Raw genomic sequence first — 24,206 nt, 5'->3', positions numbered from 1 at the left:
CCGGGCGCGGCGATGCTGCGCGGGATGACGCGCGTCCTGGGAGAGGGGAGTACATGCTGTTTCTGACTGGTAAGAAGGGGTGTCGTCTGCTCGGGTTTTCCAGCCTGAGTGTCATCGCAGCCCTCGGAATGGGGGTGGCCCCCACCGCCACGGCCCAGATCGCGCAGACGGACGAGATCAACGTTCCCGAGATGCCGATGGACCGTGCGCTGGATGCCATCGGCAGGCAGTCTGGCGTTACGGTCAATTTCGACCCCGACGCGGTCAAGGCACTCAATTCGCAATCCGTTCGCGGCGCCCGGTCGGCATATGAAGCGATTGAAGCCGCAACCCGCGGCACAAGTCTCGTCGTCGTTCGAGACGCCAAGGCGGGCTTGGTCATCCTTAGCGAAATCATCGTGACAGCGCGGCGCGACGAAGCGGAAACCAGTGTGCTGGTGCGCCAGGCAAGCACCTCCGACCGCAACGGCCTGGGCCTGCGCAACCAACCGCGCAATACGCAGGTCATTACAGCGAAGACGATTGAGGAACAGCAGGCGCTTAACATTACGGACATCCTGCGCAACGCGGGTGGCGTGTCGGCCCAGCTCAACACCCCCAACAGCGGCGCCACCTATACGATACGCGGCTTTTCCGCGGGTGGGTTGGTCAACGGCTTGACCACCGCATCGCAATATGGGGTCCCTGCCGGTGCCGATCAGCCGGTCGCCAATATCGAGCGGGTCGAAGTCCTCAAGGGCCCCGATGCTCTGCTTGCCGGGTTCGGCAATATGGGCGGCAATATCAATGTAGTAACGAAGAAGCCCAGCGCCGAGGAACGGCTTGCCGTCAGCTTCGACACGGGCTCTTTCGGGTTGGCGCGGGGTGTGGTTGACGCCAACAGCGCGATCACCGAAGACGATACGCTGTCAGGGCGCTTGATCGCCAGCGGGCAGACCATGGACCACAATTACGGTGGCTATACCGGCGACGAGAACTGGCTGATCGCACCGTCGCTGCGATACAAGGATCGCCTGACCGACATCGTGATCGGCGCCAGCCTCAATGAGGCGACTGTCGGGATCGGTGCCTATACGCTGTTCGACAACAAGACGCGTCAGCTCATCGACCGCGATCCCTCGGTGCCGATCTATTCGTCCAAGCAGGGTATCCGGATCTCGACCCACCGCTTCTACTTCGATGCGACGCAACAGATCGTGCCGGGCATCGAGTTCGTGGCACGCGGGATGCGAGACGAAACCCTGCTGACGACCCGGGCCGCCAATGTTGGCTATAGCCGCGCGGGCGATCTGGTCGCCGATATCCAGGGTTCGCGGCAGAAAGGCACGGCCAATTCGGTTGACGGCTTCGTCCGGGTCAAGAGGACTATCGGCGACGTGTTGGAAGCCAATTTTAATGCGGGGTACAATTATAGCGACGGCGATAGCGCGCAGCGCAGCGGCCTGGTCTATACCCGGGTTTCCAATCTCACGCTGGGCGCCAATACCACCGTCCCGGTCGTCCCGTTTTCGCCATTTGGCGATGTACTAGTCCAAAACGGGGGCAAGCAGGAAGGGGTCTATGGCCAAGCCCTGATCGAATTCTGGAAGATCAAGGTTCTGGGTGGCGCTCGCAAGAACTGGTTCGAAAGCCAATCACAGACGTTCTTCGCCGGGCCGGGGCCGGTCGTGGTGCGGCGCAAGGACGGCCTGTCGCCCAGTGGCGGCATCATCTTTGATGCGACGAAAGACATCTCGATCTTTGCAAACTACGCCCGTGGTGAGCAGGCCAGCTTCGCCGTGTCAAAGGACGGCAGCATCCTGCCGAACATCATCACCACCAACAAGGAAGCAGGCGTCAAGATCGACCTCTTCAACAAGTATGCAACAATCAACGCGTCCTATTTCGAACTTCAGCAGGACAATATCATCGTGCGTGATCCCACCGATCCCACGAACCTCTTTCCGGGTCCGGGCCAGCGCGGGCGTGGCATCGACTTGAACATTGCGGGTGAGTTGCTGCCGGGATGGACGGTCCTGGCATCGCTCACGCGCACCAAATATAAGCTGCTGACGACCAACGCCTCTCAGACCGTCATCGCGCAGCAGCCCCGCGACACCTACAGCATCTATTCCACCTATCGTACGGAGCTGTCGGAAGACGTCAGCGGGGGCGTATCGGCGGGCCTGTACGGGCGATCGAGTTCCTTTGCCAACAATCTGGGCCAATATGTCGTGCCGTCGTCCCGACAGGTCGATGCCAACGCCTTCCTGAGTGTCAGCGACTTCGACATCAATGTCGGGATCCGCAACATCTTCGACCGGCGGAATTACGGGTCGGCGTCGACCTTCACCTATGTGCCGGTCGGTGAACCGCGGAACGTGCGTCTGAGCATCTCCAAACGCCTGTTCTGATTGGGTAGTTGCAACCAATGATACCGCCCCCAACCAATGTCGAGGAGACCCGCCAAGAAGCGGGTCTCCAGTCCACCCAGTCCACCCGCGAGCGTTGGGCGCATGCCTGGCGGTTGAGCACGCGCTATTTCGTTTCAGACGACTGGAAATGGGCTTGGTTTCTGGTCGTCTGCTACTGCGCGATTGAGATTGGCACGACCTATGCGTTCTTCTGGTCCAACCAATGGCAGCGTCAGTTCTACGACGCGATTGAGCAGCGGCAGGGCGCCAAGTTCCTGCCGCTGGTCGTGATGTTCCTGATGATTGCAGCGCTGGAAGTGGGGACCATGTTCGCCCACAACATCGTCAACTGGACGCTGTCGATCCGGTGGCGCAGATGGCTGAACGACTGGTATCTCGGTCGTTGGTTCGCGCGGGATCGCTTCTACGAAATCGAACGGCTGCGCATGATCGACAATCCCGATCAGCGTATTGCCGAGGATATCAGGTCGTTCACATCGATCGGTCTGCATTATGGCACGTCCCCGTTCGCTATCCTGATCGGCGTCATCTTCAGCACGGTTCGCGCGGTCGTGTTCGCCTCCATCCTTCTGCAAACCTCGTCGCCAATTTCAATTCCGCTGTTCGGTTACGAGATACCGCTACCGGGCGGTGATCTGGTCTGGTTCTCGATCGCTTACGTCATTTTTGGCACCGTGTTCATCACCTGGATCGGGAAGCCGTTCATCCGGCGCAAGATGCGCGAGCAGCATTATGAGGCCGATTACCGCAGTGCCTTGTTGCACATCCGGCGCAATGGCGAGCAGATCGCCTTTTCCGGCGCGCAGGCAACCGAGCGGGAGGGACTGCGGATCGCGTTCGATAATATCCGCCGGAACTGGTATCCGCTGATGCTGGCAAATGCCGGTTTGAGTGCGGGGCAGAATATCTATCAGCGGGTCATGACCGTCGTACCGCTGTTCCTGACCGTTCCCAAATATTTCGCTGGCGCGATCACTTTCGGCCAGGTGCAAAGCGCGCGCGATGCCTTTACGCAATTCTCATCGAGCCTGTCATACATCGTTGCCGCCTATCCTTCGATAGCCGCGCAGATCGCCAATATCAATCGTCTGAAGGCATTGGAGGATGCGATCAATTACGAGCGGCCGCGCGGGATCGGCTTCATCGCCGGTGGAACGCCGGATGGGGTGGCGATCAATGCCGTGGGTCTGCACCTGCGCCGTCCCAACGGTGAGCCATTGCTGCAGGTTGCCAACTGGACGATCCGCGACGGCGAACGCTGGGTGATCCAGGGGCCGTCTGGCACAGGCAAGACGACGCTGCTACGGGCGATCGCCGGGTTATGGCCGGATGGCGCGGGACAGGTGGCGATGACGCGGCGGGGCACCGCCATGCTGGTACCGCAGCGCCTGTATCTGCCGCTCGGCACGCTGAAGGGAGCGATCTGCTTTCCCGACCGGGCGGAGGATCATGACGACGCGACCATCGCGACGCTGCTGGAGAAGGTCCGGCTCGAAAAGCATGTCGATGCCATGCATGAGTTGCGCATGTGGCAGGATGAGCTGTCGCCCGGCGAGCAGCAGCGGGTCGCGCTGGCGCGCATCCTGCTCCAGCGTCCGACCTTGCTGGTGCTGGATGAGGCGACCAGCGCGCTCGATGCGGACAACGCCTCGCATTTCTATCAATCGGTGCTGGAGGCGCTGCCGGACGCGACCATCGTCAGCGTCGTGCACAATGAAAAGCTGGCAGCCTATCACACCCACCGCCTGCAACTGGATCACGGCCATGCAAACCCGGCCCGGATCGAGGTGAAGCCATGACCATGTTGCTGACCCAGACCGAAGCGGAGCTGCGCGATGCGGCACAGTTGGCGGTCGAACTGGCGGGCAAGCGCGGCGCGCGTGCCCGTGCCTCGGTTCATCACGAAGGCGTCGCCAAGATCGCCATGCGCAATGGTGAGATCGAGACGGCCGAGCGCAGCGGATCGCAGGGTCTGAGCCTGACCGTCTTTCACGATCAGCGGCGCGGATCAGCCTCGACCGCCAGGCTGGACCGCGCGGCGGTCGAGCGCTTGGTCGAAGAGGCGATGCTGATCGCCAGCCACGTCCAGCCCGATCCCGATGCCGACATGCCCCCGATGGAAAGCTTGGCTTTTGCGGGTCCCATGCCGCCGATTTACGCCGAAAGCCTGCGCAGCCCGGAAACATTGCTGGAGGCTGCTGCCACGCTGGATCACGTGGCAAACGGCATCGCCGCCTCGGACAGCCGGTTGCGCGCGGGTGAGTCGGTGGCGGTGGCAACCGAAGGGCTGTGGGCGCTGGCAACCAGCGACGGCTTCTGCCGCAGCGTGATGCGGTCTAACGACACGCGCTGGACGGTGATGCTTGCGCGGGACGAGGGCGGCAGCACGTCCGATTTTTGCCAATCTCAGGAACGCCGGGTCAATGCGCTGCTTCCCGCCGAACAGATGGCGATGATCGCCGCCGGGCGCGTGCACCGTTCGTTGGGCGCGAAGGGGGTGGGCAGCCGGCGATGCCCCGTTCTTTTCGAACCGCGTACCGCGGCGACCCTGGTCGGCGAACTGGCAGGCGCCCTGACCGGCGCGGCGCAATATCGCCGGATGAGCTTTCTCCCGGATCCGGTTGGACGCCGCGTGGCCGCGCTCCATCTGGACCTTTGGGAAGATCCGTTCGAGCCGCTGGGGCTTGCGAGTGGTGGTTTTGACAGCGAAGGCGTCGCCGGATCGTCGCGCCTGGTCCTGCGCCAAGGGATGGTTGAGGGGTTGTTCCTGTCGAGCTTTTCGGGGCGCAAACTGGGGTTGGCCTCGACCGGGAACGCAGACGGATTTTACAATCTCCGCCTGACCAGCACAGCCGATAGCGGGGACGGCGACGCGATGCTCCGCATGCTGGGTACCGGCCTGATTGTCACCCAACTCCAGGGCGGCAAGACCGATCCTGCCAGCGGCAACTGGACGCGGGCGGTACAGGGCCTATGGGTTGAGAGCGGAGAGGTGGTCCACGCGGTCACCGATGTGACCCTGGCAAGCACCCTGCCCGCGATGTTGAATAGTATCCGCGCAGTCGGCCGCGACACGGAGCGGCTGGGGGCGATCCGCACCGGCTCGATCCTGATAGATGATATGCAGGTAGGAGGCAGGGCATGAACGGCGGCGATACGGCGCTCGACCACGCACGAGCACGTCTGCTTGGCCCGGCGGGGTTGGACGATGCCACCATCAGTCGGGCGCTGGGTGTGCTGGCCGCTGGCGGGGCGGACATCGCCGAACTCTTCTTCGAGACGACCAGCATGCGCGGCTGGCAACTTGAAGGCAGCCGCGTCACCCAGGGCGGCTTTTCGATGCGGCAGGGCGTGGGTGCCCGGACGGCCCATCACGGGCAGGTGAGCTTTGCACATTCTGCCGACATCCGTGCGGGCGCGCTGCTCGACACGGTGCAGGCCGTTCGGACGCTGGAGCGGCGGGGCGCGGTGACGAACCATCCGCACGGTATCGCGTTGAACCGCCGGGGGGCGGACCACCATCTCTATCCGGTGATCGATCCGGTCGCGGTCGAGGATGCGACCACCTGGATCGCGATCCTGAAACGGATCGACGAACGCGCGCGCGCGCATGACCCGCATATCGTCAGCGTCAATGCCAATGTCCGTGCGACCGATACCACGGTTCTGGTTGCCGAAGCCGGCGGACTGCTGGTGGGCGATGTCCGCCCGATGACGATCCTGTCGGTTGTGGTGGTCGCCGAACGGAATGGCCAGCGCGCCCGCGGACAGGCCGGGCTCGGACGGCGTGCCGGGCTGGATGGCTTTCCGATTGACGCGGTCGATGGGATGGTGGCGACCGCCGTCACCATGGCGCTGAACAATCTCGATGCCATTCCCGCGCCGGTCGGTGAAATGCCGATCGTGCTGGGGCCGGGTTATCCGGGCGTGCTGTTCCATGAAGCGGTTGGCCATGGGCTGGAGGGTGATCATCACCGCAAACATCTGTCGGCCTTCGACGGCAAGATCGGCGAACGGATCGCCGCGCCCGGCGTGACCGTGATCGATGATGGCGGCATTCCGGGGCGGCTGGGATCGCTGGGCATCGACGATGAAGGCACTGCACCTGACCGGACGGTGCTGGTCGAGGACGGGGTGCTCATGGGGCTGATGCAGGACCGGCTGAACGCCGGTCTGATGAATGCCCGCCCGACCGGCAATGGCCGCCGCCAGTCCTATGCGCATCTGCCTATGCCGCGCATGACCAACACCTTCCTGGCGAACGGTACCGCTGATCCGGCCGATATCATTGCTTCAATCGATCGCGGCATCTATGCCACCGAGTTCGATGGCGGCCAGGTCGACATTGTTACCGGCCGTTTCAATTTCACCACCATTGCGGCTTGGCTGGTCGAAAAGGGCCGGCTGGTCGCCCCGCTTCGCGGCGCGACCCTGATCGGCGTCGGGCACGAGGCGCTACGCCATATCTCGATGATCGGCAACGACCAAGCGCTCGACACCGGCATGGCGACCTGCGGCAAGCAGGGTCAGTCGCTTCATGTCAGCGTCGGCCAGCCGACCCTGCGTATCGACCGGATGATGGTCGGTGGACAGGCCGGCTGAACCCACCTTTTCCCCAAAGGACGATTTATCATGCGTAATGCGACCGAACAGGATTTCGATGAGATCGTGATGAAAAACGACAAGCCCGTGCTGGTCGACTTCTGGGCCCCCTGGTGCGCGCCTTGCCGGGCGCTGGCCCCCACGCTCGAAGAGATGGCCAAGGAGTATGCCGAGGAGATGGAGATCGTGAAGGTCGATATCGAGGCCAACCCGAAGCTGGCAGAGCGGTTCGAGGTACGCGGTATTCCCTTGCTGATGGTGGTGAAGAACGGCGTGGAAACGGCCAGGACCTTCGGTACCGTGTCGCGCAGCCGCCTCGACGCATTTGTCGATACGCATATCGGGGCGGAATGATGGCGGACATCGCATTTCACGACGACCCGGCAATCAAGGCGCAGGCGCAGGCGCGGCTGCGGCATCACGTTGCGGCGGGCAGCTTCGTCTATTTTCCCGCATGGGAAAACGGACAGGCCAATGTCATCGGCGCTGTCGTCGAGGCCGACGACACGCCGGCTTATGCCGAGAGGCTGGGATACCCCATCGCCTTGGCCGAAGCCTTACCGGGATTGGTCAACGGCTTTCTCCAACGGGATGAAGCAGCCGCCTTCGCCGAAGCGTGGCTGGCGCGGACCCCAGTCGGCGTTGACCTTTCACGCATCGTCTCACAATTGGTGCTGTTTCTGCTCGATGATGCGGGGCTGGCCGCGATCACCGGCCGTCACCTTGAACTTGAGCAGTGCCGCCAGACTATCATGGCCCTGCACCGGCAAGCCATGGACGGCGACATGCCCGACCGGAAGGCTTGGAAATCCGTGCGCATGGCGGCGGTCGCAGCCACGGACAGGATTGGCGATGCGCCGCTTGATCGCCAGGCCGGCGGCGTCGTGGAAGCTGCGGCCTGGCCCGGTACGATGCGCACCGTCCTGCGCGATACGCTGACCGCGCGGGGTACACTCGACCTGACACGGTCATTGGCCGAAATCGACTGGACCGACGAAAAGGAAAGTCGGGTCTTCAAGCTTCGTGAGCAGGCCGAAAAGGATGGTTACAAAGCGGAGCTCTCTGGCCTGGAGCGCGTGTTCGCAATCCTTGATGGCGACCATCCGGCGCTTGCCCGTGGGTTCCGTCAGCGTCTGCAGCGACTGGAGGAATCGTCGGCGCAGTATCGCTCAATAGGCTGGCAGGCGATCGAGATGATGGAAAACGCGCCGATCATCGCAACGGCTTCCAAGCCTGCGAACAAGGAAGTCTGAAATGCAGGACGGACAGGCCGCAGACAGCCGGCACAGCAAGGTTCTGATCATCGGTTCCGGCCCGGCGGGCTATACCGCCGGTATCTATGCCGCCCGCGGCGCACTGTCCCCGATACTGATCGAAGGGCCGCAGCCCGGTGGCCAGTTGACCATCACGACCGAGGTTGAGAACTGGCCGGGCGATGAAAGCGTGCTCGGCCCCGAACTGATGGCACGGATGGGCGAGCAGGTCCGCAAGGCGGGTGTCGAGGTTGTCAGTGACCTGATCGTCGACGTTGATCTGACCCGCACGCCGTTCCTGGCGATTAGCGACGGTGGTACGCATTATACCGCCGACACAATTGTGGTGGCGACCGGCGCGTCGGCGCGTTGGCTGGGCCTGGAAAGCGAGGCGGCCTATCGTGGGCGCGGTGTATCAGCTTGCGCGACGTGCGACGGCTTCTTCTATCGCGGGCGGGTCTGCGCGGTTGTCGGCGGTGGCAACACAGCGGTCGAGGAGGCACTCTACCTCACCAATTTCGCCGAGAAGGTTTATTTGATCCATCGCCGCGATACCCTGCGTGCCGATCGGACCAATCAGAGGCGGCTCCGGGCCAACCCCAAAATCGAGATGATCTGGAATGCCGAAGTGGCTGAAGTGCTGGGCGATACGAGCAGTGTAAACGGCATTGTCCTGCGCAATACCCGTGACGGCACAACATCGCAGTTGTCGCTCCATGGCCTGTTCATTGCCATCGGGCACGACCCCGCCACCGCGCTGTTCAAGGGGCAACTCCATATGGATGAGGAGGGCTATATCCTCGTCGCCCCCGGCTCGACCGCAACCAGCGTACCGGGCGTGTTCGCGGCCGGAGATGTCCAGGACAAATTGTTCCGCCAGGCTGTCACATCGGCGGGCATGGGCTGTATGGCCGCACTGGAGGCCGAACGCTATCTGGCCGGGCACAACACCCATATGATCGCGACCGATGGCACCGATGCCAATTTGCAGATCTGAAGGGGAAACAGGATGACCAACCCCTTGCTGGATACGCTGGCCCTGCCACGCTTCGGCGACATCCGGCCTGATCATGTCGCTGTCGCGCTCGACAGGGCCATCGCCGATCATCAGGCGGTGGTCGCGACCATCGTGACGACCCGACCCACCAGCTTCGAAGCGGCGTGGTTGCCGCTGGAACGCGCCGATACCGCAATCGTCGCCGTCTGGTCGGTGGTGTCGCATCTCCACGCAGTGGCCGACACGGCTGAATTGCGGGCCGCCTTCGCCGTCGGGCAGAAGCGTCTGGTCGAGAACCATTTTCAGGTCATGCAAAACCGGGCCCTGTACGAGGTGCTGGTCGCCATGACTGCCACGCCGGATTTCGCCGGGCGGGCGCAAGCGGATCGCGTGGCGGTCGGGCATATGATCCGCGACTTCACGCTGTCGGGGGTCGCGCTGGAGACCGAGGACCGGGCGCGCTTCGCCAAGCTGTCGGTCGAGTTGACGCAACTGTCGACCGCGTTCGGCAATGCGGTACTCGATGCGACCGACGCCTGGTCCGAGGTGATCGAGGAAGAACGCCTGCTCACGGGCCTTTCAGAAGCGGACAAGGCGATGTTCGCCAACGCCGCCAGGGCCAAGGGACTGTCCGGCTGGCTGGTCACGCTCCAGATGCCCAGCGTTAATGCGGTCCTGACCTTTGCCCAGGATCGGGGTCTGCGCCAGCGTGTCTATACCGCATCGGGCACGCGCGCGTCAGATCAAGGCCCTCATGCGGGCCGGTTCGACAATTCAGGCCGGATCGCCGATATCCTGGAGCGGCGGCGTGAGGCCGCACGGCTGCTCGGTTTCCTTGATCCGGTTGAATGGTCGCTCGCCACCAAGATGGCCCCCGATGCGGGCGAAGTGCTGGTGTTTCTGCGCAATCTGGCTGCCCGGGCGAAACCGGCCGCCGAACAGGAATTGGCCACACTGGCCGATTATGCCGCCGCACATCTGGGGCTGGTGGAGATTCAGCCTTGGGATGTGGCCTATATTGCCGAGCAACTGCGTCAGGCGCGCTATGCCATCGACGAGCAGGAAGTGCGCGCATATTTCCCGGTCGAGCGCGTTGTCGCCGGGTGGCAGCGGCTTCTCGACCGGCTGTTCGGCATCCGGCTGATCGCGCGCGCAGATGTCGCAGTCTATCACCCCGACGCCTGCTATTATGACGTGGTGGACGAGGCGGGGTCAGTCTTCGCGGGTGTCTATGTCGACCTGCATGCGCGCGCCGGCAAGCGCGGCGGCGCCTGGATGGCGCAGGCGCGGCCGCGACTGAACGACGGCAATGTCCAGCGGGTGCCTGTCGCCTATCTCGTCTGCAATTTCGCGCCCAGGACAGAGGAGCATCCCTCGCTCCTTAGCCACAAGGAAGTCGTGACTTTCCTGCACGAGACCGGGCATTGCCTGCATCACCTGTTCACCCGGGTTGACCGCCCAAACATCGCGGGGACCAACGGTTTCGAGTGGGACGCGATCGAACTGCCCAGCCAATTGATGGAGGATTTCGCGTGGGACCGAACTGTCCTGCGCGACATGTCGGGCCATCATAACACCGGCGTGCCCCTGCCCGATGTGCTGTTCGACAAGCTGGTTGCGGCGCGGCATTTCCTGTCGGGCATGTCCATCGTCCGGCAGGTCGAATTCTCGCTGTTCGACCTTCTGCTCCACCTGGGAACGATGGGCAGCGACCCCATGGCGGTTGTCGAAGCGGTGCGCGATGAGATCGCCGTGGTTCATCCGCCCCCCTGGCACCGCTTCCCGCACGCCTTCACCCATATTTTCGCAGGCGGCTATGCCTCAGGCTATTACAGCTATCTCTGGGCCGAGGTGCTCGCCGCCGATGGCTTCCAGCGCTTTGCCGAAGCCGGACTGATTGATCGCCTCACGGCCATGAAGTTCCGTGAGGAAGTGCTGGCCCGGGGCGCCAGCCGGCCGACTGCCGACAGCTTCCGCGCGTTTCGCGGACGCGATGCCGATCCCGCTGCAATGCTCATTCGCCATGGATTGACCGCCAATGCCCACTGACCATGACACCGCCGCCGTCCGGACGTGGCGAAAAGAAGCGATCCGGCGGATCGAGGCAGACTATAACCGCTCGGCCGACACCCATCTCATCCGGCTGGATTTGCCGCGCTATCCCGGCATCACGCTCTATTTGAAGGACGAAAGCAGCCATCCGACCGGCAGCCTGAAGCATCGGTTGGCACGGTCGCTGTTTCTTTATGCGCTGTGCAACAGCTGGATCGGGCCGGACACCTGTATCATTGAGGCCTCATCAGGGTCGACGGCGGTCAGCGAGGCCTATTTTGCCAGGATGCTGGGGCTTCGGTTCCTCGCGGTCGTGCCTGCGACCACGGCCGCGCCCAAGCTCGATGCGATCCGTTTTCAGGGCGGCGAGATCCATGCTGTCGATGACCCGCGAACCGTGTACGACGTGGCACACCGACTCGCGGTGGAAACAGGCGGTCATTACCTTGACCAGTTCACCTATGCCGAGCGTGCGACCGACTGGCGCGGCAACAACAACATCGCCGAGAGCATCTTTACCCAGATGGCGGAGGAGGAGCATCCGATCCCAACCTGGATCGTCTGTGGCGCCGGGACGGGGGGCACGTCAGCGACGATCGGGCGCTATATCGCCTATCAGCGTCATGCGACGCGGCTCTGCGTTGCCGATCCGGTCCATTCGATATTCCATCGCCATTTCGACGACCCTTCGTTGACGTCGCTGCCAGATGGTTGTGCCAGCCGGATCGAAGGGATAGGGCGCCCGCGCGTCGAGCCGAGTTTCATCCCCTCCGTGATCGACCGGATGATCGCGGTGGAGGATGCCGACAGCATTGGTGCGATGCGTGCACTCTCTGCCAGGTTGGGACGCCGCGTGGGCGGATCGACCGGCACGAGCCTAATCGCCTGCGCCCAACTGATTGAGGAAATGCACGCCGCTGGCGAGCAGGGCTCGATTGTCACGATCCTGTGCGACGGGGGCGAGCGATATGATTGTACCTATTACGACGAACGATGGTTAGCGGAGCGTGATCTCAACTTTTGGGAGAAGGAAAAAGCCCTGAGCGCATTCATGTCGACAGTATCCATCCGGTGAGCCCCGCAGGTCGTTTCGCAATTGGCGGAGGTGCATTGGCGCCCAGGCGGCCGTTGCCTGTTCGGCCTTTCGCTTGGCCTTCCACTCCGTTCGTGCAGGCGCTTCTGCGGGATGTCGTTGATGCGGGCGAACACATCGGCGAGCCAGGCCTGGGGATCGATATCGTTCATCTTGGCGGTGACGATCATGCCGTACAGTATGGCGGCCCGTTCGCCGCCGCGGTCGGAGCCCGCGAACAACCAAGCCTTCCTCCCCAGGGCCACGCCGCACAAGGCGCGTTCGGCCGCGTTATTGGTCAGGCAGGCCCTTCCGTCATGCAGAAACGTGGTGAACTCCTCCCAGCGGGTCAACATATAGTCCGTCGCCTTGGCCACGGGTGCATGCCGGGACAGGGCGGCACGCTGCTGTCGCATCCAGGCTTCCAGTTCATCGACCAGCGGCTTGGCCTGCTCCTACCGGACTGCCAGGCGTTCGTCGGCCGATAGACCGTTGATCTCACGCTCCAGGTCGAACAGCACGTCGATGCGCTTCACGGCCTCCAGGGCGATGGGTGATATGTGGGGCGCTTTATCGCCACGACGCGCCGTTGGTGGCAATATCGGCCAGCTCAAAGAACTTGCGACAGCCATGGGCCCAGCACAGCGCGCTGGCCACAGGGGCTGACGCCGGACAATCGGAACCGTCACGCCTGCGGTGGATCGGTTCATAGCCACCGCGCTTAGCGAAGCAAATCCCCTCCTCTCTTCATATTCCCACCATCCGCCTGCACCAATTGATCCGGGCACGCAGAATTCTATCAATCAGGCTTACCGCAAGATGACCGATGGCTGACGCTTACAATACATTTCCAGGAAGCAGAGCAGGCCAGCGACGCCCATTTTCACTCTCTGTTGTTACCTATATGTTACCTGCGGGGTTTTGGTCGGCGCTTGGCGCGGACAGCAAAAACCCCGGCAAAATTCTGATATTGCAGGGGCTTTATTGGATGTGGAAAATCGGCTTGGCTGATGGCGCGACAACTTTACCGTAAATATATATACGAGCAACTCACCCTAAGATCGGCCACCTAAACCAATCCCAGTTCCAACCGGGCACTGTCCGACATGCGTGCCTGGGACCAGGGCGGCTCCCAGACAAGATCGACGACCACCAAGGTTACACCCGGCACCAGGGAGACTAGGTGCTGTACTTCCGCCGGCAGGGCGGAGGCGACGGGACAGGCGGGCGTCGTCAAGGTCATCTCAATATGGATCATGCCATTCTCACGCACCTGCACGTCATAGATCAGGCCCAGATCAACCAGATTGACGGGCAATTCCGGATCACGAATGGTGCAGATCGCTTCCATCACATCGGCCTTCAGCGCCGCCGTGTCGAAGGTGCGCTGGACGGGTATATCCTGGTCGATGTCGTGCGGCGGGCCGGCGATATCCATCGTCTCCTCCTATTCCGTCTTGACCGGCTGGGCAATGCCACCGCCCTTCACCGCCGCCTCCAGCGTGTGCCAGGCCAGCGTCGCGCATTTGACCCGCGCCGGATAGGACTTAACCCCGGTCAGCGGCAGCAGACGTTCCCCATCCTCGACAAGATCAGGCGGCAGATCGGCACCATCACCCTTGGTCACCGTGTCGTGGAAATGGCCGAACAGGGTCGATGCCTCCGCCAGGGTCTTCCCCAGAAGGATCTCCGTCATCAGCGAGGCCGAGGCGGTGGAGATGGCACAGCCCTTGCCATCGAAACTGATATCGGCGATCCGGTCATCCTCCAACCGCAGGAACACGGTGACCTTGTCGCCGCACAGCGGATTATGGCCATGGGCCAGATGGTTGGCATCGGTCAGCACGCGGAAGTTCCGGGGATGCCGCCCGTGATCCAGGACGATGTCCTGATAAAGATCGCGCAGATCCATCACCGCCCCCCCTAACAGCCGAACAGCTTCTGGGCGGCACGCACCGCCGCCGCCAGCGCATCGATATCCGCCCTGGTGCTGTAAACCCCGAAGGAGGCGCGCGTCGTCGCCGGCAGACCCAGCCGGTCCATCAGCGGCTGGGCGCAATGATGCCCGGCGCGCACAGCCACGTCATACTGGTCAAAGATGGTGGCCAGATCGTGGGGATGGATGCCATCGACCAGGAACGATACCGCCCCCAGCCGCTCAGGCCCCGCCCCCACCAGACTGACGCCGGGAATATCGCCCAGCATCGCCTCCGCATAGCGGGTCAAGTCCGCCTCATGCGCGCGGATGGCGTCACCGCCCAGCCCCGTCATGAAGTCCAGGGCCAGGGCCAGACCGATGGCACCGGAAATGTCGGGCGTGCCCGCTTCGAACCGCTGCGGCCCTTCCTGATAGGTCGTCTCCTCGAAGCAGACGGTGCGGATCATGTCCCCGCCGCCCTGCCAGGGCGGCATCGCATCCAGTAACCCGTTGCGGGCGTAAAGCGCCCCGATGCCCGTCGGGCCATAGCATTTATGGCCCGAGAAGACATAGAAGTCGCAGCCCAGCGCCCGCACATCCACCGGCAGGCGCGGCACCGCCTGGCATCCATCCAGCAGCACCCTGGCACCGGCCGCGTGGGACAGCCTGACAATCTCGGCCACCGGCACGACGCAGCCGCTGACATTGGCGACATGGGTAACGGCGACCAGCTTGGTGCGCGGCCCCAGCAGCCGGGCAAAGGCCGCCATGTCCAGCCCGCCCGTCCCATCAATGGGCGCCACCACCAGCTCGATCCCCAGGCGGTGGCGCAGCATCTGCCAGGGCACGATGTTGGAATGGTGCTCCAGTTCCGACACCAATATTTGATCACCCGGTTGCAGGAAGGCCGGCCCCCAGCTCTGCGCGACCAGATTGATCCCCTCCGTCGCACCCCGCACGAAGACAATCTCCGACGCGGTCGCGTTGAGGAACCGGGCCACCGTCTCCCGCGCCGCCTCGTACCGCTCGGTGGATCGTGCGCTCAACCGATAGACGCCGCGATGAACGTTGGCGTAGTCGCCGCGATAGAAGTCGGCCAGACCGTCAATGACGGCAGCCGGCTTCTGGGCACTGGCGGCCGTATCCAGGAAGACCAGACCCGGATTGCGCGCGAAGATGGGGAATTGCCGGCGCAGTTCCTCCGGATCAAACGCTGGTGCCGTCGCCGGCATGGTGCGTTCCTTCAGCAGCAGGTTCATGACAGCCCCCCTTCCCGGCCCAGCCAGCGGTCAAGGTGCCGGCGCAGCAGCGCATCCACCCCGTCCGTCAGCCGGGCCGCATCAATCACATCGGCGGCAAAGGCCGCCACCAGCATGGACCGGGCCGTCACCGGATCGATGCCGCGGGCCTGGAGATAGAACAAAGCCGCTTCGTCCAGGCTGCCCACGGTAGCGCCGTGGCTGCATTTGACGTCGTCGGCGAAAATTTCCAGCTCCGGCTTGGTATCGACGCGGGCGGACGGGCTCAGCAACAGGTTGCGGTTCAATTGGCGGGCATCGGTGCCGTCCGCCCCCGGCCGCACCGCGACCGTTCCCAGGAACACACCGTGCGCGGCCCCTTGCAGCACGCCTTTCACCACCTCTTCCGTCCGGCAATCGGGTGCCTTGTGGTCGGCCCGCACGGCAAGGGTTGTTTCCTGTCCACCATCCAGCAGATAGGCGCCGTGCAGGGTGAAGGCGGCGCCGGGGCCGGCAAGCGCCACCTGCATATCACGGTGGGACAGGCAGGCACCGGTGACCAGCGTGAAGGCCCGATAGCGGGCCTGACGCGCCAGTTCCGCCGTCAGCAGGCAGGTATGGACCGCTTCCGTCCCTTCGTTCTGCACATGCACATGGATCAGTTCCGCATCCGCGTCCAGTGTCACGTCGATGACGGCGTTGGTCCAGCCATTGCCATCGCCGGCGGCTGTTTCCACCAGCGTAGCGCCTGCCCCCTCCCCCAGCATGACCCGCAGCCGGGGATGGGCCGAGGCCTGGGCATCGCCCGTGGTGCTGTAATGGATAATCTCCACCGGCGTCTCCAGCACCGTTCCCGGTGCCAGCACCAGGACGGCGCCATCGGCGAACAGGGCGGCGTTCAGGGCTGACAAGGCATTGACATCGGCACCAAAGGCCGTGGCCGCCACATCGGGACGCCGTTGCACCGTCTCCGCCAGCGGGGCCAGCCAGACGCCGGCAGGCAGGCCGCCGATGGCGGACAGGGCCGGGTCGAAACGGCCATTGACCAGCACCAGCCGATGCGACGGACCGGCCAGACGCCAGGGCTCCAGACTATCGGCCGGCAGGCTGGGGGCATCGGTCAGGCTGGGCGGACGCGGCTCCGACGTCAGCAGGTCCAGGTCGGTGAAGCGCCAGGCCTCGTGCCGACGCGAGGGAAATCCCATCGCCGTGAAGCCTTCCATCCCCGCACGGCGCTGCGCGCGCAGCCAGTCCGGCTGGTCCGCTGCAGCCAACCGATGCCGGAAGGCCTCCTGGAAGGGTGCGCTGCCATCTGTGATCAGCATGGTCCCCTCCATCAGGCGGCATCACAGAGATGGGCATAGCCGGTCTGTTCCAGCTCCACCGCGAAATGCCTGTCGCCCGAGGCGACGATGCGGCCATCGGCCAGCACATGCACATGGTCGGGCACCACATAGTCCAGCAGCCGCTGATAATGGGTGACCATGATGATGGCCCGGCCGGGATCGCGCAGCCGGTTCACCCCGTCCGACACGACGCGCAGCGCATCGATATCCAGACCGCTGTCGGTTTCATCCAGCAGGGCCAGATTGGGTTCCAGCATGGCCATCTGGAAAATCTCGTTGCGCTTCTTCTCCCCACCGGAGAAGCCGACATTGACGGCGCGGCGCAACAGGTCGTCACCGATATCCAGCAGCTTCAGCTTCTCCCTGACGGCCTTCAGGAATTGCTGGGCATCCAGTTCCGGCTGTCCGCGCTGGCGGCGGCCGGCATTCAGGGCGGCGCGCAGGAAATACATGTTGTTCACGCCGGGGATTTCCACCGGATACTGGAAGGCCAGGAACAATCCTTCCCGCGCCCGCGCGTCCGGCGGCATGGAAAGCAGATCGACGCCCTTGTAAAACACCGATCCCGCCGTCACCTCATAGCCGGGCTTGCCGGCCAGCACGCTGGACAACGTGCTCTTGCCGGCACCGTTCGGGCCCATGATGGCATGCACCTCCCCTGGCGCCACGGTCAGGTCAATGCCCTTCAGCACCTCCCGCCCGCCCGTGATGCAGGCCCGCAGGCCGCGGATTTCCAGGATATTCGTCATAGGGACAATCCTTTCCGTTCAAAGGCGGGAAGCTGGGGGTTCATGTGTGCGGGTGGGCGATCAGCCCACGCTGCCTTCCAGGCTGACGGCCAGCAGCTTCTGCGCCTCCACCGCGAATTCCATCGGCAGTTCGTTCAGCACTTCCTTGCAGAAGCCATTGACGATCAGCGACAGGGCATCCTCGGCCGTCAGGCCGCGCTGCTGGCAGTAGAACATCTGCTCGTCGCTGATCTTCGAGGTGGTCGCCTCATGCTCCACCTTGGCACCAGGATGGCGCACGTCGATATAGGGCACGGTATGGGCACCGCAGGACTTGCCGATCAGCAGGCTGTCACATTGGGTATAGTTGCGGGCCCCATCGGCGGCGGACAGAACCTTGATCTGCCCGCGATAGGTGTTCTGGCCGCGCCCCGCCGATATGCCCTTGGAGATCACGGTCGAGCTGGTATTGCGCCCGATATGGATCATCTTGGTGCCGGTATCGGCCTGCTGCCGGTTGTTGGTGATGGCCACCGAATAGAAGGCGCCGACTGAATGGTCGCCTTCCAGCAGACAACTGGGATATTTCCAGGTGATGGCCGACCCCGTCTCCACCTGCGCCCAGGAGATCTTGGCGCGGTCGCCGCGGCAGGCGCCGCGCTTGGTAACGAAATTATAGATGCCGCCCTTGCCGTCCGCATCGCCCGGATACCAGTTCTGGACGGTGGCATATTTGATTTCGGCATCCTCCATGGCGACCAGTTCCACCACGGCGGCATGAAGCTGGTTCTCGTCGCGCTGCGGGGCGGTGCAGCCCTCCAGATAGCTGACATAGGCGCCCTTGTCGGCGATCAGCAATGTGCGTTCGAACTGGCCGGTCTTGGCCGCATTGATCCGGAAATATGTCGACAGTTCCATCGGGCAGCGCACGCCGGGCGGCACATAGACGAAGGAACCGTCGCTGAACACGGCCGAATTCAATGCGGCAAAGAAATTATCGGCCACCGGCACGACGGACCCCAGATAGCGGCGCACCAGGTCCGGATGCTCGCGCACCGCCTCCCCGAAGGAACAGAAGATGATGCCCAGTTCCCCCAGCTTGTCCTTGTAGGTGGTGGCAACCGACACGCTGTCGAATACGGCATCCACCGCCACACCGGCCAGGGCTGCGCGTTCACCCAGGGGAATGCCCAGCTTCTCGTAGGTCTTCAGCAGTTCGGGATCAACCTCGTCCAGGCTTTTGGGTGCGTCCTTCAGGGACTTGGGCGCGGAATAATAACTGGCCGCCTGATAGTCGATGGGGGCGATGTTCAGCTTGGCCCAGTCCGGTGGGTCCATCGTCTGCCAGCGTCGGAAGGCCTTCAGCCGCCAGTCCAGCAGCCAGCCGGGCTCCCCCTTCTTGGCCGAGATGAACCGGACGATATCCTCATTCAGGCCCGGCGGCGCTTCCTCCGCCTCGATCTCCGTGAAGAACCCGTATTTGTAGCCCTCCCCCTGGACGATGCTGTCCAGAATGTCTTCGGGTCCGGCGGCGGGGCGTTCGGCGATGGTGACATCGGACATGGCGATCGATATCCCGGTCGTGGCAATGCGAATGGCTCCCCATCCCTACAGCAACCCCCATGCCAGCGGCCGATCCGCCCGGTTTGTGCGGCTTTTCGATATTCAGGCCACGTCGGCAATCCGACTTTGTCGCAATCCCGACAGGGGGATTTGAGACGAAAACCCTGTCGGCAACGGCGGTTACCTGATCCGCCCTGCGGCATGTTTTATGCAACCTGCCTATTCGCAACCCGATGGGCAGACCCCGAGCGAGCCATGATGACGCAAACAACCCAACAAGCGGTGATCTATGAAGTGATCGGTGGCGCCCCCACCATCGCCCGGCTGGTGGACCGGTTCTATGATTTAATGGACAATCTTCCCGAGGCGCGGGAATTACGGGCGATCCATGCGCCCGACCTGACGGAGACCAAGCGGGTCCTGCGCCTCTATCTGGCGCAATGGATGGGCGGACCCGGCGATTATTCCGCCGAGCGCGGCCATCCGCGCCTGAAGTCGCGGCACATGGGCTTCCCGGTCGGTATCGCGGAGCGGGATTCCTGGCTGCACTGTATGCGTCTGGCCCTGGAGGATACGGTATCCAGCACCCCGGCGCGCGACGCCATCATGCAGGCCCTGACCCCCTTGGCGGACTGGATGCGCAACAGGCCGGAGGGGTGAACACCCTCCGGCCCTTGCGGTCATTTTGTCACCGTATTGATTATTCGGGAACCGGGGCGGCCTCTCGTCAGGCCGCCGTCTTCAGTTCCTGCACCAGTTCACGCGGCAGTCGGAACAGGCCGCGCCCACCGGCATAGACCTGATAACGGCCCAGCGCCTTGTCGCTCAGCAGGTTGAACCAGGCCTGCGCCGACAGGTTCGGCGGACGCTCGCCGATTTCCGTCACGCTGCCGTCCGGCGCGAAACGGACATGGATCATCAGATTTTCCTGTTCCATCGCCTTGTGCTCCTGTTCAGGGGTTGCTCAGAAACCGGACGCGAAGCCCAGCAGTTCCACCTTGATCGGCTCGGTTCCCAGTACCTTGGCCTGACAGGCCAGCCGCGACTTCGATCCGATGCCGACGATGCTGTCCAGCTTCTCATTCTCCTCCCGCGCGATGCGCGTCAGGCCCTTGCGCCCCTCCTGCACGAAGACGTGACAGGTGCCACAGGTGGCATTGCCGTTGCACTTGTGGGTCAGGCTCTCATCGGCGGCCAGGATCGCCGCCAGCAGGGTCATGCCCTCCGCGGCGTCGATGGTTTTGCCAGAGGGCATGATGGTGACGAGGGACATCGCAAACTCCTTCTCATGCTGGATCAGTAGATCGCCGCCCCAGCCCCGACATTGATGGAGGCATCCTTCATAGTGGTGACGATGAAGGCGATCTGGTCTTCGGTAAGGTGACTGTGAAACGGCAGTGCCACGGCCCTGTCCGCCACCTTTTCGGTGACGAAATAATCGCCGCGCCGATATCCAAGCTCGAAATAGCGGCGCTGCAGGTGCAAAGGCTGGCAATAGGCGGCGGCCTCCACATCGGCCTGCCGCAGATCCTCGACGATGGCGTCGCGGCTGGATCTTGAAAAGCGGGTGCCCAGATGCACGAGATAGAGGAACCAGTGAACCTCTGTGACGTCCGGCCCGATATAGGGGTCCTTGATGCCCTCGAACGACTGGATATGCCGGAAATAGAGATGCTGGACCTGCCGGCGCTTTTCCAGAATCTCCTCCAGCCGGCTCAACTGCGCCCAACCCAAGGCGGCGGCCAGATCACTCAGCGGCGCCTGATAGGGGGCGGTTGCCCCCACCACGACGGATGTGCGCTCGTCCGGCCGGCGCCGGCATTGCCGGCGCAGGGCCATGGCGATGTCGACATCATCCGTGACCACCATGCCGCCCTCCCCGCAGCTCAACGCCAGCGGCTGGGAGAAATCGAACAATGCCGTATCGCCGAAGCTGCCCACCAGCTTTCCCTGATAGCGGGAACCGATGGCCTCGCTGGAATCCTCAATCAGGATCAGGCCATGGGCGTCGGCCAGGGCACGCAGCCCGGCCCAGGCGGCGGGGTGGCCGTTGCTGTTGGCGGCGACGATGGCGCGGGTGGCCGGCGTGATACGCGCTGCCGCCTTCTCCGGCACCAGCGTGCCGGCCCAATAATCGATATCGGCGAAGACCGGCCGCGCGCCGGACAGCAGGATGGCGTGCTGTGTTTCGCGGAAGCCGTAGGGAGAGGCAATCACCTCGTCCCCCGGACCGATCCCGTGGGCCCGCAGCGCCATCAGCAGGCCCAGTGTGCCGCTGGCCACGGCCACTGCATATTTACGGCCCAGATAGCGGGCAAACGCATCTTCGAACGCCTCCGTCACCTCTCCCGACGCCAGGTGGGCTGAGCGCAGCACGCGCCCCACCGCCGCCATTTCAACGGGCGTGATATCCGGATCGCTGAGGGGGATCAGTTCCTCTTCCATCGCCGAGGGGACCAGGGACAGGGGGGATTCCGTCATGACACCCCTCCCCGCCGGGCCAGCAACACGCCGCTGGCCCTGTCCGGTTCCGGCGTCAGGCGCACGCAATGATCGCTGCCATCCAGCAGATGCAAGTCGAAGGGACCGATGGACCGGAACGGTTCCTCCAGCACATCGGCCGCGTCGCAACGTGTCCAGACCAGATGCGGCAGACACCGCCGCAGGGCGGGAAACGGATCAGCGCCCGCGGACATGCTCAGCATCCCTTCGATCATGTCCAGTTCACTGCTGGTCACAGCCATGGTCCGCTCCCTCCTTCATTGCCAGAACAGCCGGTCGACATCGACATTCAGCAGGTCCAGCAGGTCACCCAAGCGGGGATAATTGCCGTGGAAGGACCAGGTGCCGCCCGCATGATCCTTGCGGTACAAGCGCCAGTCACCTTCGCCGAACTGGATCAGTGCCACATCAACGACACCACCGGCCGGATCGACATTGCGCGAGCAGCAGGGGCTTTCCACGCGATAGCCACCGGCCACCGGCACCACGGTCGGCTCGACATAGAGGTAACGCTGGCGGCCCCTCAGCGCCTTTTCGATGCGCCGCCGGTCCAGTTCGTTGGGATGCGGGGCCTGTACCGGCACCGCCACATTGACCTGTACAGCCCGCTCACCCATTGCCGCCGGCCTCCCTGCCTTGTCAAAGCGCTGCGATCTCTTCCTCCCGGCAGCCGATGACGCGCCGGTCGGGGAATTCGACGAGATAGACGGGCAGGTTCGCCTCTACATGCATTCCGACCTGCACGATCTCCCCGATGGCGCCGGCAGGGGCCAGCAGCAGGTCGGGGGCGGCATCGGGGAAGGACCCGTCATTGATCAGGTCCGCCAGCGTGCGCACGCGCTGGCCCCACTGGAATTTCGGCTGTCTTGGTTCGATCATGCTGCCCGTCCTCCCGGCAGCGGCAATCCCGTGGGCAGGGGCAGATCGTCATCGTCGGCCGCCGCCTGAGCCGCTTCCAGCTCCTTGCGTTTCATGCCGACACGGTTGCCGCTGCCCAGGAATTCCACGCCATAGATGTAGAATTGCTGAAGAAAGGTGCCAATGCTGACCACGTACCCTTCCTCCCCCTTGCGGGCCAGGATGTCGCCGATCTCCTTGCCGGCATAGGTGCCGTCATTGCGGATGGTGCGGCGGGACCGGACCTTGTCCCCATAGGTGAAGAAGGGCGGGTCAACGATCTCCACCACCTCGCTGTCGCGGACAATTTTGCTCATGGGCTCGTCTCCAGAAGCAGGGATGGCCGCGCCGGGGTCGACAGGCGGGCCGCCACCATCTCCCGCACCAGAATATCCTCGTCCCGCGCCATGTCGGCGACACCGGGCAATGGCAGGCGGCTGGCCACTTCAAACCGGATACGCCAGTCCGGGTCATATTTCAGGACTGCCAGCAGATCTTCCCGAAGCCGTATGGCAGCCTCATAACGGACGTCAGCGTCGCCGTCGCGGGCCATGCCGACCAACCATTCCACCGGTGCCCGCCGCGCCACGGCCCGGCGGACTTCCGGTTCCGGATCAGCCACCAGACGGGCCAGCAGGCCCGGCCCCACCCGCCGCGCCAGCACCAGGCGGACATAATAGTCGGGGTCATGGATCATGGGGATCAGGTCCGCCTCCTCCAGCAGGGTGGCGACGCGGATACGGACCTCCCGATGCGGGTCCCGGCGCAGGCGCAGGGCATAGCGTTTCGGCAATCGCCGCACGGCGTTCCAGCGCACGGTCTCGTCCGGGTCGTCCAGCAGCGGCGGCAGCAAAAAGATGTCGGCGAACTTGGCGGCGATGGCCCGCACCTCGAAATGCGGATGCTTGAGATAGGCCGATGCCAATCCCTGGTTCCAGGCGAAGAAACGGTCGATGCGACGGGCATAGCGATCGCGGACACAGGCATGAAGCAGGCGGCATCCCCCTTCGGCCTGAAGCTTCTCGTGATCGCAGCCGGCACAGGAGACAGGGCGACCCTGCCAGTCGATGGCCTCGTCGACCTCAGTCATCGTCGACCTCCCCCCGGCGCTGGATGACGCCCAGCAGGACTCTGGCCCCGATCTTGTCGGCGGGGTCCAGTTCCAGCAGCTTGCGCACCGCCGCTTCCCCCTCCTCCAGATTGCCCAGCCGCATCTGGAGATAGGCATAGCCCTTCAGCACGAAGAGGAAGAAACGCGGCAGCAGCGCGTCATAATGGCCGAACGCGGCGTCGCCAGCGGCAACCTGCCGCCAGTCCGGCGGCAGACCATTATCCGCGGCGGCCTTGGTCAGGCAGAGCCGGGCGATCTGCAGCGCCTCCGGCAAGCGCCCCTTGTAGAAATAATAGCGGTAATAGGCGATCAACACCGCCGCGTGCCCCGGAGCCGCCGCCTGCGCCAGGGATAGATGTCGCTCCGCGATCGCATCCTGGTGGTACGAAGCACCTGCCGCGCAAAGATGGTGGTAGGCCGCAGAATGCAGGCCGCCGCCCAGCAAGGCGTCGGCCAAGTCTGGCGCTTCGGCCATCACGGAGGCTGCCTGGCGGCTCGACATCGTCCCTTCCC

The 24,206-nt window shown here is 63.7% G+C and carries 26 protein-coding genes and 1 pseudogene; 11 read left to right on the top strand and 16 right to left on the bottom strand.

From position 1 onward, the window contains the following. The first annotated feature begins 53 nt into the window (after positions 1–53). The 9 genes from G473_RS0102320 to G473_RS0102280 are packed head-to-tail and all read left to right on the top strand — an operon-like array spanning position 54 to position 12,393. A complete protein-coding gene (locus G473_RS0102320) occupies positions 54–2,393 on the top strand; it encodes a TonB-dependent siderophore receptor (protein ID WP_029011780.1) in 2,340 nt (779 codons plus the stop codon). A gap of 17 nt (positions 2,394–2,410) precedes the next feature. Next, the gene (locus G473_RS24640; RefSeq protein WP_210163207.1) at positions 2,411–4,213 is read left to right on the top strand and encodes an ABC transporter ATP-binding protein/permease; all 1,803 of its coding nucleotides are present in this window, start codon (positions 2,411–2,413) and stop codon (positions 4,211–4,213) included. Then, entirely contained in the window at positions 4,210–5,559 is a 1,350-nt protein-coding gene (locus tag G473_RS0102310) for a TldD/PmbA family protein (RefSeq protein ID WP_029011779.1), read from the top strand. The genes G473_RS24640 and G473_RS0102310 overlap by 4 nt, the downstream gene beginning before the upstream one ends. Continuing rightward, the gene (locus tag G473_RS0102305; RefSeq protein ID WP_029011778.1) at positions 5,556–7,016 is read left to right on the top strand and encodes a metallopeptidase TldD-related protein; all 1,461 of its coding nucleotides are present in this window, start codon (positions 5,556–5,558) and stop codon (positions 7,014–7,016) included. Before G473_RS0102310 ends, G473_RS0102305 begins: the two co-directional genes overlap by 4 nt. Positions 7,017–7,046: 30 nt before the next feature. Continuing rightward, entirely contained in the window at positions 7,047–7,370 is a 324-nt protein-coding gene (trxA, locus tag G473_RS0102300; protein WP_029011777.1) for a thioredoxin, read from the top strand. Next, positions 7,367–8,269 (top strand): hypothetical protein, encoded by a 903-nt coding sequence (locus tag G473_RS0102295; RefSeq protein ID WP_029011776.1) that lies wholly within the window; start codon positions 7,367–7,369, stop codon positions 8,267–8,269. The genes trxA and G473_RS0102295 overlap by 4 nt, the downstream gene beginning before the upstream one ends. A 1-nt stretch (position 8,270) precedes the next feature. Then, positions 8,271–9,266 (top strand): thioredoxin-disulfide reductase, encoded by a 996-nt coding sequence (gene trxB / locus G473_RS24635; RefSeq protein WP_051329799.1) that lies wholly within the window; start codon positions 8,271–8,273, stop codon positions 9,264–9,266. A 12-nt stretch (positions 9,267–9,278) separates the two neighbouring features. Then, positions 9,279–11,315: a M3 family metallopeptidase gene (locus G473_RS0102285; protein WP_029011775.1), complete on the top strand. Its 2,037-nt coding sequence runs from the start codon at positions 9,279–9,281 to the stop codon at positions 11,313–11,315. Further along, positions 11,305–12,393, top strand: a complete 1,089-nt coding sequence (locus G473_RS0102280) for a PLP-dependent cysteine synthase family protein (RefSeq protein WP_029011774.1) — start codon at positions 11,305–11,307, stop codon at positions 12,391–12,393. The genes G473_RS0102285 and G473_RS0102280 overlap by 11 nt, the downstream gene beginning before the upstream one ends. A gap of 89 nt (positions 12,394–12,482) precedes the next feature. Here the strand turns inward: G473_RS0102280 and tnpC are convergent. Beyond that, positions 12,483–13,053: pseudogene (gene tnpC / locus G473_RS29750) on the bottom strand (IS66 family transposase); the annotation flags it as partial. Between the two features lie 163 nt (positions 13,054–13,216). On the opposite strand from tnpC, the gene G473_RS30145 reads away from it, so the two are divergent. After that, on the top strand, positions 13,217–13,423 hold the full coding sequence (locus G473_RS30145; protein ID WP_154667220.1) for a hypothetical protein: 207 nt from the start codon (positions 13,217–13,219) through the stop codon (positions 13,421–13,423). A 36-nt stretch (positions 13,424–13,459) separates the two neighbouring features. Here G473_RS30145 and G473_RS0102270 read toward each other — a convergent pair whose 3' ends face one another. The 6 genes from G473_RS0102270 to sufB all read right to left on the bottom strand — a co-directional run bounded on the left by G473_RS0102270 (position 13,460) and on the right by sufB (position 19,183). Beyond that, positions 13,460–13,828 carry an iron-sulfur cluster assembly protein gene (locus G473_RS0102270; protein ID WP_084437581.1) on the bottom strand — a complete coding sequence of 123 codons (369 nt, stop codon included), beginning with the start codon at positions 13,826–13,828 and terminating at the stop codon, positions 13,460–13,462. Positions 13,829–13,837: 9 nt separating this feature from the next. After that, complete coding sequence (sufU, locus tag G473_RS0102265; protein WP_210163206.1) at positions 13,838–14,302, bottom strand: Fe-S cluster assembly sulfur transfer protein SufU; 465 nt, start codon at positions 14,300–14,302, stop codon at positions 13,838–13,840. 11 nt (positions 14,303–14,313) lie between these two features. Continuing rightward, entirely contained in the window at positions 14,314–15,567 is a 1,254-nt protein-coding gene (locus G473_RS0102260) for an aminotransferase class V-fold PLP-dependent enzyme (RefSeq protein WP_029011771.1), read from the bottom strand. Beyond that, positions 15,564–16,871, bottom strand: coding sequence for a Fe-S cluster assembly protein SufD (gene sufD / locus G473_RS24625; protein WP_161630931.1), 1,308 nt, complete (start codon positions 16,869–16,871; stop codon positions 15,564–15,566). The genes G473_RS0102260 and sufD overlap by 4 nt, the downstream gene beginning before the upstream one ends. 11 nt (positions 16,872–16,882) lie before the next feature. After that, the gene (gene sufC, locus G473_RS0102250) at positions 16,883–17,632 is read right to left on the bottom strand and encodes a Fe-S cluster assembly ATPase SufC (RefSeq protein ID WP_029011770.1); all 750 of its coding nucleotides are present in this window, start codon (positions 17,630–17,632) and stop codon (positions 16,883–16,885) included. Between the two features lie 69 nt (positions 17,633–17,701). After that, positions 17,702–19,183: a Fe-S cluster assembly protein SufB gene (gene sufB / locus G473_RS0102245; protein ID WP_051329796.1), complete on the bottom strand. Its 1,482-nt coding sequence runs from the start codon at positions 19,181–19,183 to the stop codon at positions 17,702–17,704. Positions 19,184–19,438: 255 nt separating this feature from the next. Between sufB and G473_RS0102240 the strand changes: the two genes are divergently transcribed. Next, positions 19,439–19,843 (top strand): group II truncated hemoglobin, encoded by a 405-nt coding sequence (locus G473_RS0102240; protein ID WP_154667219.1) that lies wholly within the window; start codon positions 19,439–19,441, stop codon positions 19,841–19,843. 67 nt (positions 19,844–19,910) lie between these two features. Here the strand turns inward: G473_RS0102240 and G473_RS0102235 are convergent, their stop codons facing one another. The 9 genes from G473_RS0102235 to G473_RS0102195 are packed head-to-tail and all read right to left on the bottom strand — an operon-like array spanning position 19,911 to position 24,195. Continuing rightward, positions 19,911–20,120 (bottom strand): hypothetical protein, encoded by a 210-nt coding sequence (locus tag G473_RS0102235; RefSeq protein WP_029011767.1) that lies wholly within the window; start codon positions 20,118–20,120, stop codon positions 19,911–19,913. A gap of 27 nt (positions 20,121–20,147) precedes the next feature. Next, positions 20,148–20,456 carry a 2Fe-2S iron-sulfur cluster-binding protein gene (locus G473_RS0102230; RefSeq protein WP_029011766.1) on the bottom strand — a complete coding sequence of 103 codons (309 nt, stop codon included), beginning with the start codon at positions 20,454–20,456 and terminating at the stop codon, positions 20,148–20,150. A gap of 23 nt (positions 20,457–20,479) precedes the next feature. Next, positions 20,480–21,664, bottom strand: coding sequence for a DegT/DnrJ/EryC1/StrS family aminotransferase (locus G473_RS0102225; protein WP_051329795.1), 1,185 nt, complete (start codon positions 21,662–21,664; stop codon positions 20,480–20,482). After that, complete coding sequence (locus tag G473_RS0102220) at positions 21,661–21,927, bottom strand: hypothetical protein (RefSeq protein ID WP_029011764.1); 267 nt, start codon at positions 21,925–21,927, stop codon at positions 21,661–21,663. Before G473_RS0102220 ends, G473_RS0102225 begins: the two co-directional genes overlap by 4 nt. Positions 21,928–21,942: 15 nt before the next feature. Beyond that, positions 21,943–22,302, bottom strand: a complete 360-nt coding sequence (locus tag G473_RS0102215) for a DUF3024 domain-containing protein (RefSeq protein WP_029011763.1) — start codon at positions 22,300–22,302, stop codon at positions 21,943–21,945. Between the two features lie 22 nt (positions 22,303–22,324). After that, positions 22,325–22,564 (bottom strand): nitrogen fixation protein NifZ, encoded by a 240-nt coding sequence (locus G473_RS0102210; RefSeq protein ID WP_029011762.1) that lies wholly within the window; start codon positions 22,562–22,564, stop codon positions 22,325–22,327. Continuing rightward, a complete protein-coding gene (locus G473_RS0102205) occupies positions 22,561–22,899 on the bottom strand; it encodes a nitrogen fixation protein NifZ (RefSeq protein WP_029011761.1) in 339 nt (112 codons plus the stop codon). Before G473_RS0102205 ends, G473_RS0102210 begins: the two co-directional genes overlap by 4 nt. Beyond that, positions 22,896–23,672, bottom strand: coding sequence for a 4Fe4S-binding leucine-rich repeat protein (locus tag G473_RS0102200; RefSeq protein WP_029011760.1), 777 nt, complete (start codon positions 23,670–23,672; stop codon positions 22,896–22,898). Before G473_RS0102200 ends, G473_RS0102205 begins: the two co-directional genes overlap by 4 nt. Further along, positions 23,665–24,195, bottom strand: coding sequence for a hypothetical protein (locus G473_RS0102195; protein ID WP_051329794.1), 531 nt, complete (start codon positions 24,193–24,195; stop codon positions 23,665–23,667). The genes G473_RS0102200 and G473_RS0102195 overlap by 8 nt, the downstream gene beginning before the upstream one ends. Positions 24,196–24,206 lie beyond the last annotated feature (11 nt).

The organism is Niveispirillum irakense DSM 11586 (genome assembly GCF_000429645.1).
Lineage (GTDB): Bacteria > Pseudomonadota > Alphaproteobacteria > Azospirillales > Azospirillaceae > Niveispirillum > Niveispirillum irakense.
The sequence above is the reverse complement of the archived record's forward strand: the minus strand, read 5'-3'. Positions and strand labels throughout refer to the sequence as shown.

Bases quoted from the DNA above. Each gene is read 5' to 3' on its own strand.
- G473_RS0102320 (WP_029011780.1), top strand. From the start codon at position 54: ATGCTGTTTCTGACTGGTAAGAAGGGGTGTCGTCTGCTCGGGTTTTCC.
- G473_RS24640 (WP_210163207.1), top strand. From the start codon at position 2,411: ATGATACCGCCCCCAACCAATGTCGAGGAGACCCGCCAAGAAGCGGGT.
- G473_RS0102310 (WP_029011779.1), top strand. From the start codon at position 4,210: ATGACCATGTTGCTGACCCAGACCGAAGCGGAGCTGCGCGATGCGGCA.
- G473_RS0102305 (WP_029011778.1), top strand. From the start codon at position 5,556: ATGAACGGCGGCGATACGGCGCTCGACCACGCACGAGCACGTCTGCTT.
- trxA (WP_029011777.1), top strand. From the start codon at position 7,047: ATGCGTAATGCGACCGAACAGGATTTCGATGAGATCGTGATGAAAAAC.
- G473_RS0102295 (WP_029011776.1), top strand. From the start codon at position 7,367: ATGATGGCGGACATCGCATTTCACGACGACCCGGCAATCAAGGCGCAG.
- trxB (WP_051329799.1), top strand. From the start codon at position 8,271: ATGCAGGACGGACAGGCCGCAGACAGCCGGCACAGCAAGGTTCTGATC.
- G473_RS0102285 (WP_029011775.1), top strand. From the start codon at position 9,279: ATGACCAACCCCTTGCTGGATACGCTGGCCCTGCCACGCTTCGGCGAC.
- G473_RS0102280 (WP_029011774.1), top strand. From the start codon at position 11,305: ATGCCCACTGACCATGACACCGCCGCCGTCCGGACGTGGCGAAAAGAA.
- G473_RS30145 (WP_154667220.1), top strand. From the start codon at position 13,217: ATGGCTGACGCTTACAATACATTTCCAGGAAGCAGAGCAGGCCAGCGA.
- G473_RS0102270 (WP_084437581.1), bottom strand. From the start codon at position 13,828: ATGGATATCGCCGGCCCGCCGCACGACATCGACCAGGATATACCCGTC.
- sufU (WP_210163206.1), bottom strand. From the start codon at position 14,302: ATGGATCTGCGCGATCTTTATCAGGACATCGTCCTGGATCACGGGCGG.
- G473_RS0102260 (WP_029011771.1), bottom strand. From the start codon at position 15,567: ATGAACCTGCTGCTGAAGGAACGCACCATGCCGGCGACGGCACCAGCG.
- sufD (WP_161630931.1), bottom strand. From the start codon at position 16,871: ATGCTGATCACAGATGGCAGCGCACCCTTCCAGGAGGCCTTCCGGCAT.
- sufB (WP_051329796.1), bottom strand. From the start codon at position 19,183: ATGTCCGATGTCACCATCGCCGAACGCCCCGCCGCCGGACCCGAAGAC.
- G473_RS0102240 (WP_154667219.1), top strand. From the start codon at position 19,439: ATGATGACGCAAACAACCCAACAAGCGGTGATCTATGAAGTGATCGGT.
- G473_RS0102235 (WP_029011767.1), bottom strand. From the start codon at position 20,120: ATGGAACAGGAAAATCTGATGATCCATGTCCGTTTCGCGCCGGACGGC.
- G473_RS0102230 (WP_029011766.1), bottom strand. From the start codon at position 20,456: ATGTCCCTCGTCACCATCATGCCCTCTGGCAAAACCATCGACGCCGCG.
- G473_RS0102225 (WP_051329795.1), bottom strand. From the start codon at position 21,664: ATGACGGAATCCCCCCTGTCCCTGGTCCCCTCGGCGATGGAAGAGGAA.
- G473_RS0102220 (WP_029011764.1), bottom strand. From the start codon at position 21,927: ATGGCTGTGACCAGCAGTGAACTGGACATGATCGAAGGGATGCTGAGC.
- G473_RS0102215 (WP_029011763.1), bottom strand. From the start codon at position 22,302: ATGGGTGAGCGGGCTGTACAGGTCAATGTGGCGGTGCCGGTACAGGCC.
- G473_RS0102210 (WP_029011762.1), bottom strand. From the start codon at position 22,564: ATGATCGAACCAAGACAGCCGAAATTCCAGTGGGGCCAGCGCGTGCGC.
- G473_RS0102205 (WP_029011761.1), bottom strand. From the start codon at position 22,899: ATGAGCAAAATTGTCCGCGACAGCGAGGTGGTGGAGATCGTTGACCCG.
- G473_RS0102200 (WP_029011760.1), bottom strand. From the start codon at position 23,672: ATGACTGAGGTCGACGAGGCCATCGACTGGCAGGGTCGCCCTGTCTCC.
- G473_RS0102195 (WP_051329794.1), bottom strand. From the start codon at position 24,195: ATGTCGAGCCGCCAGGCAGCCTCCGTGATGGCCGAAGCGCCAGACTTG.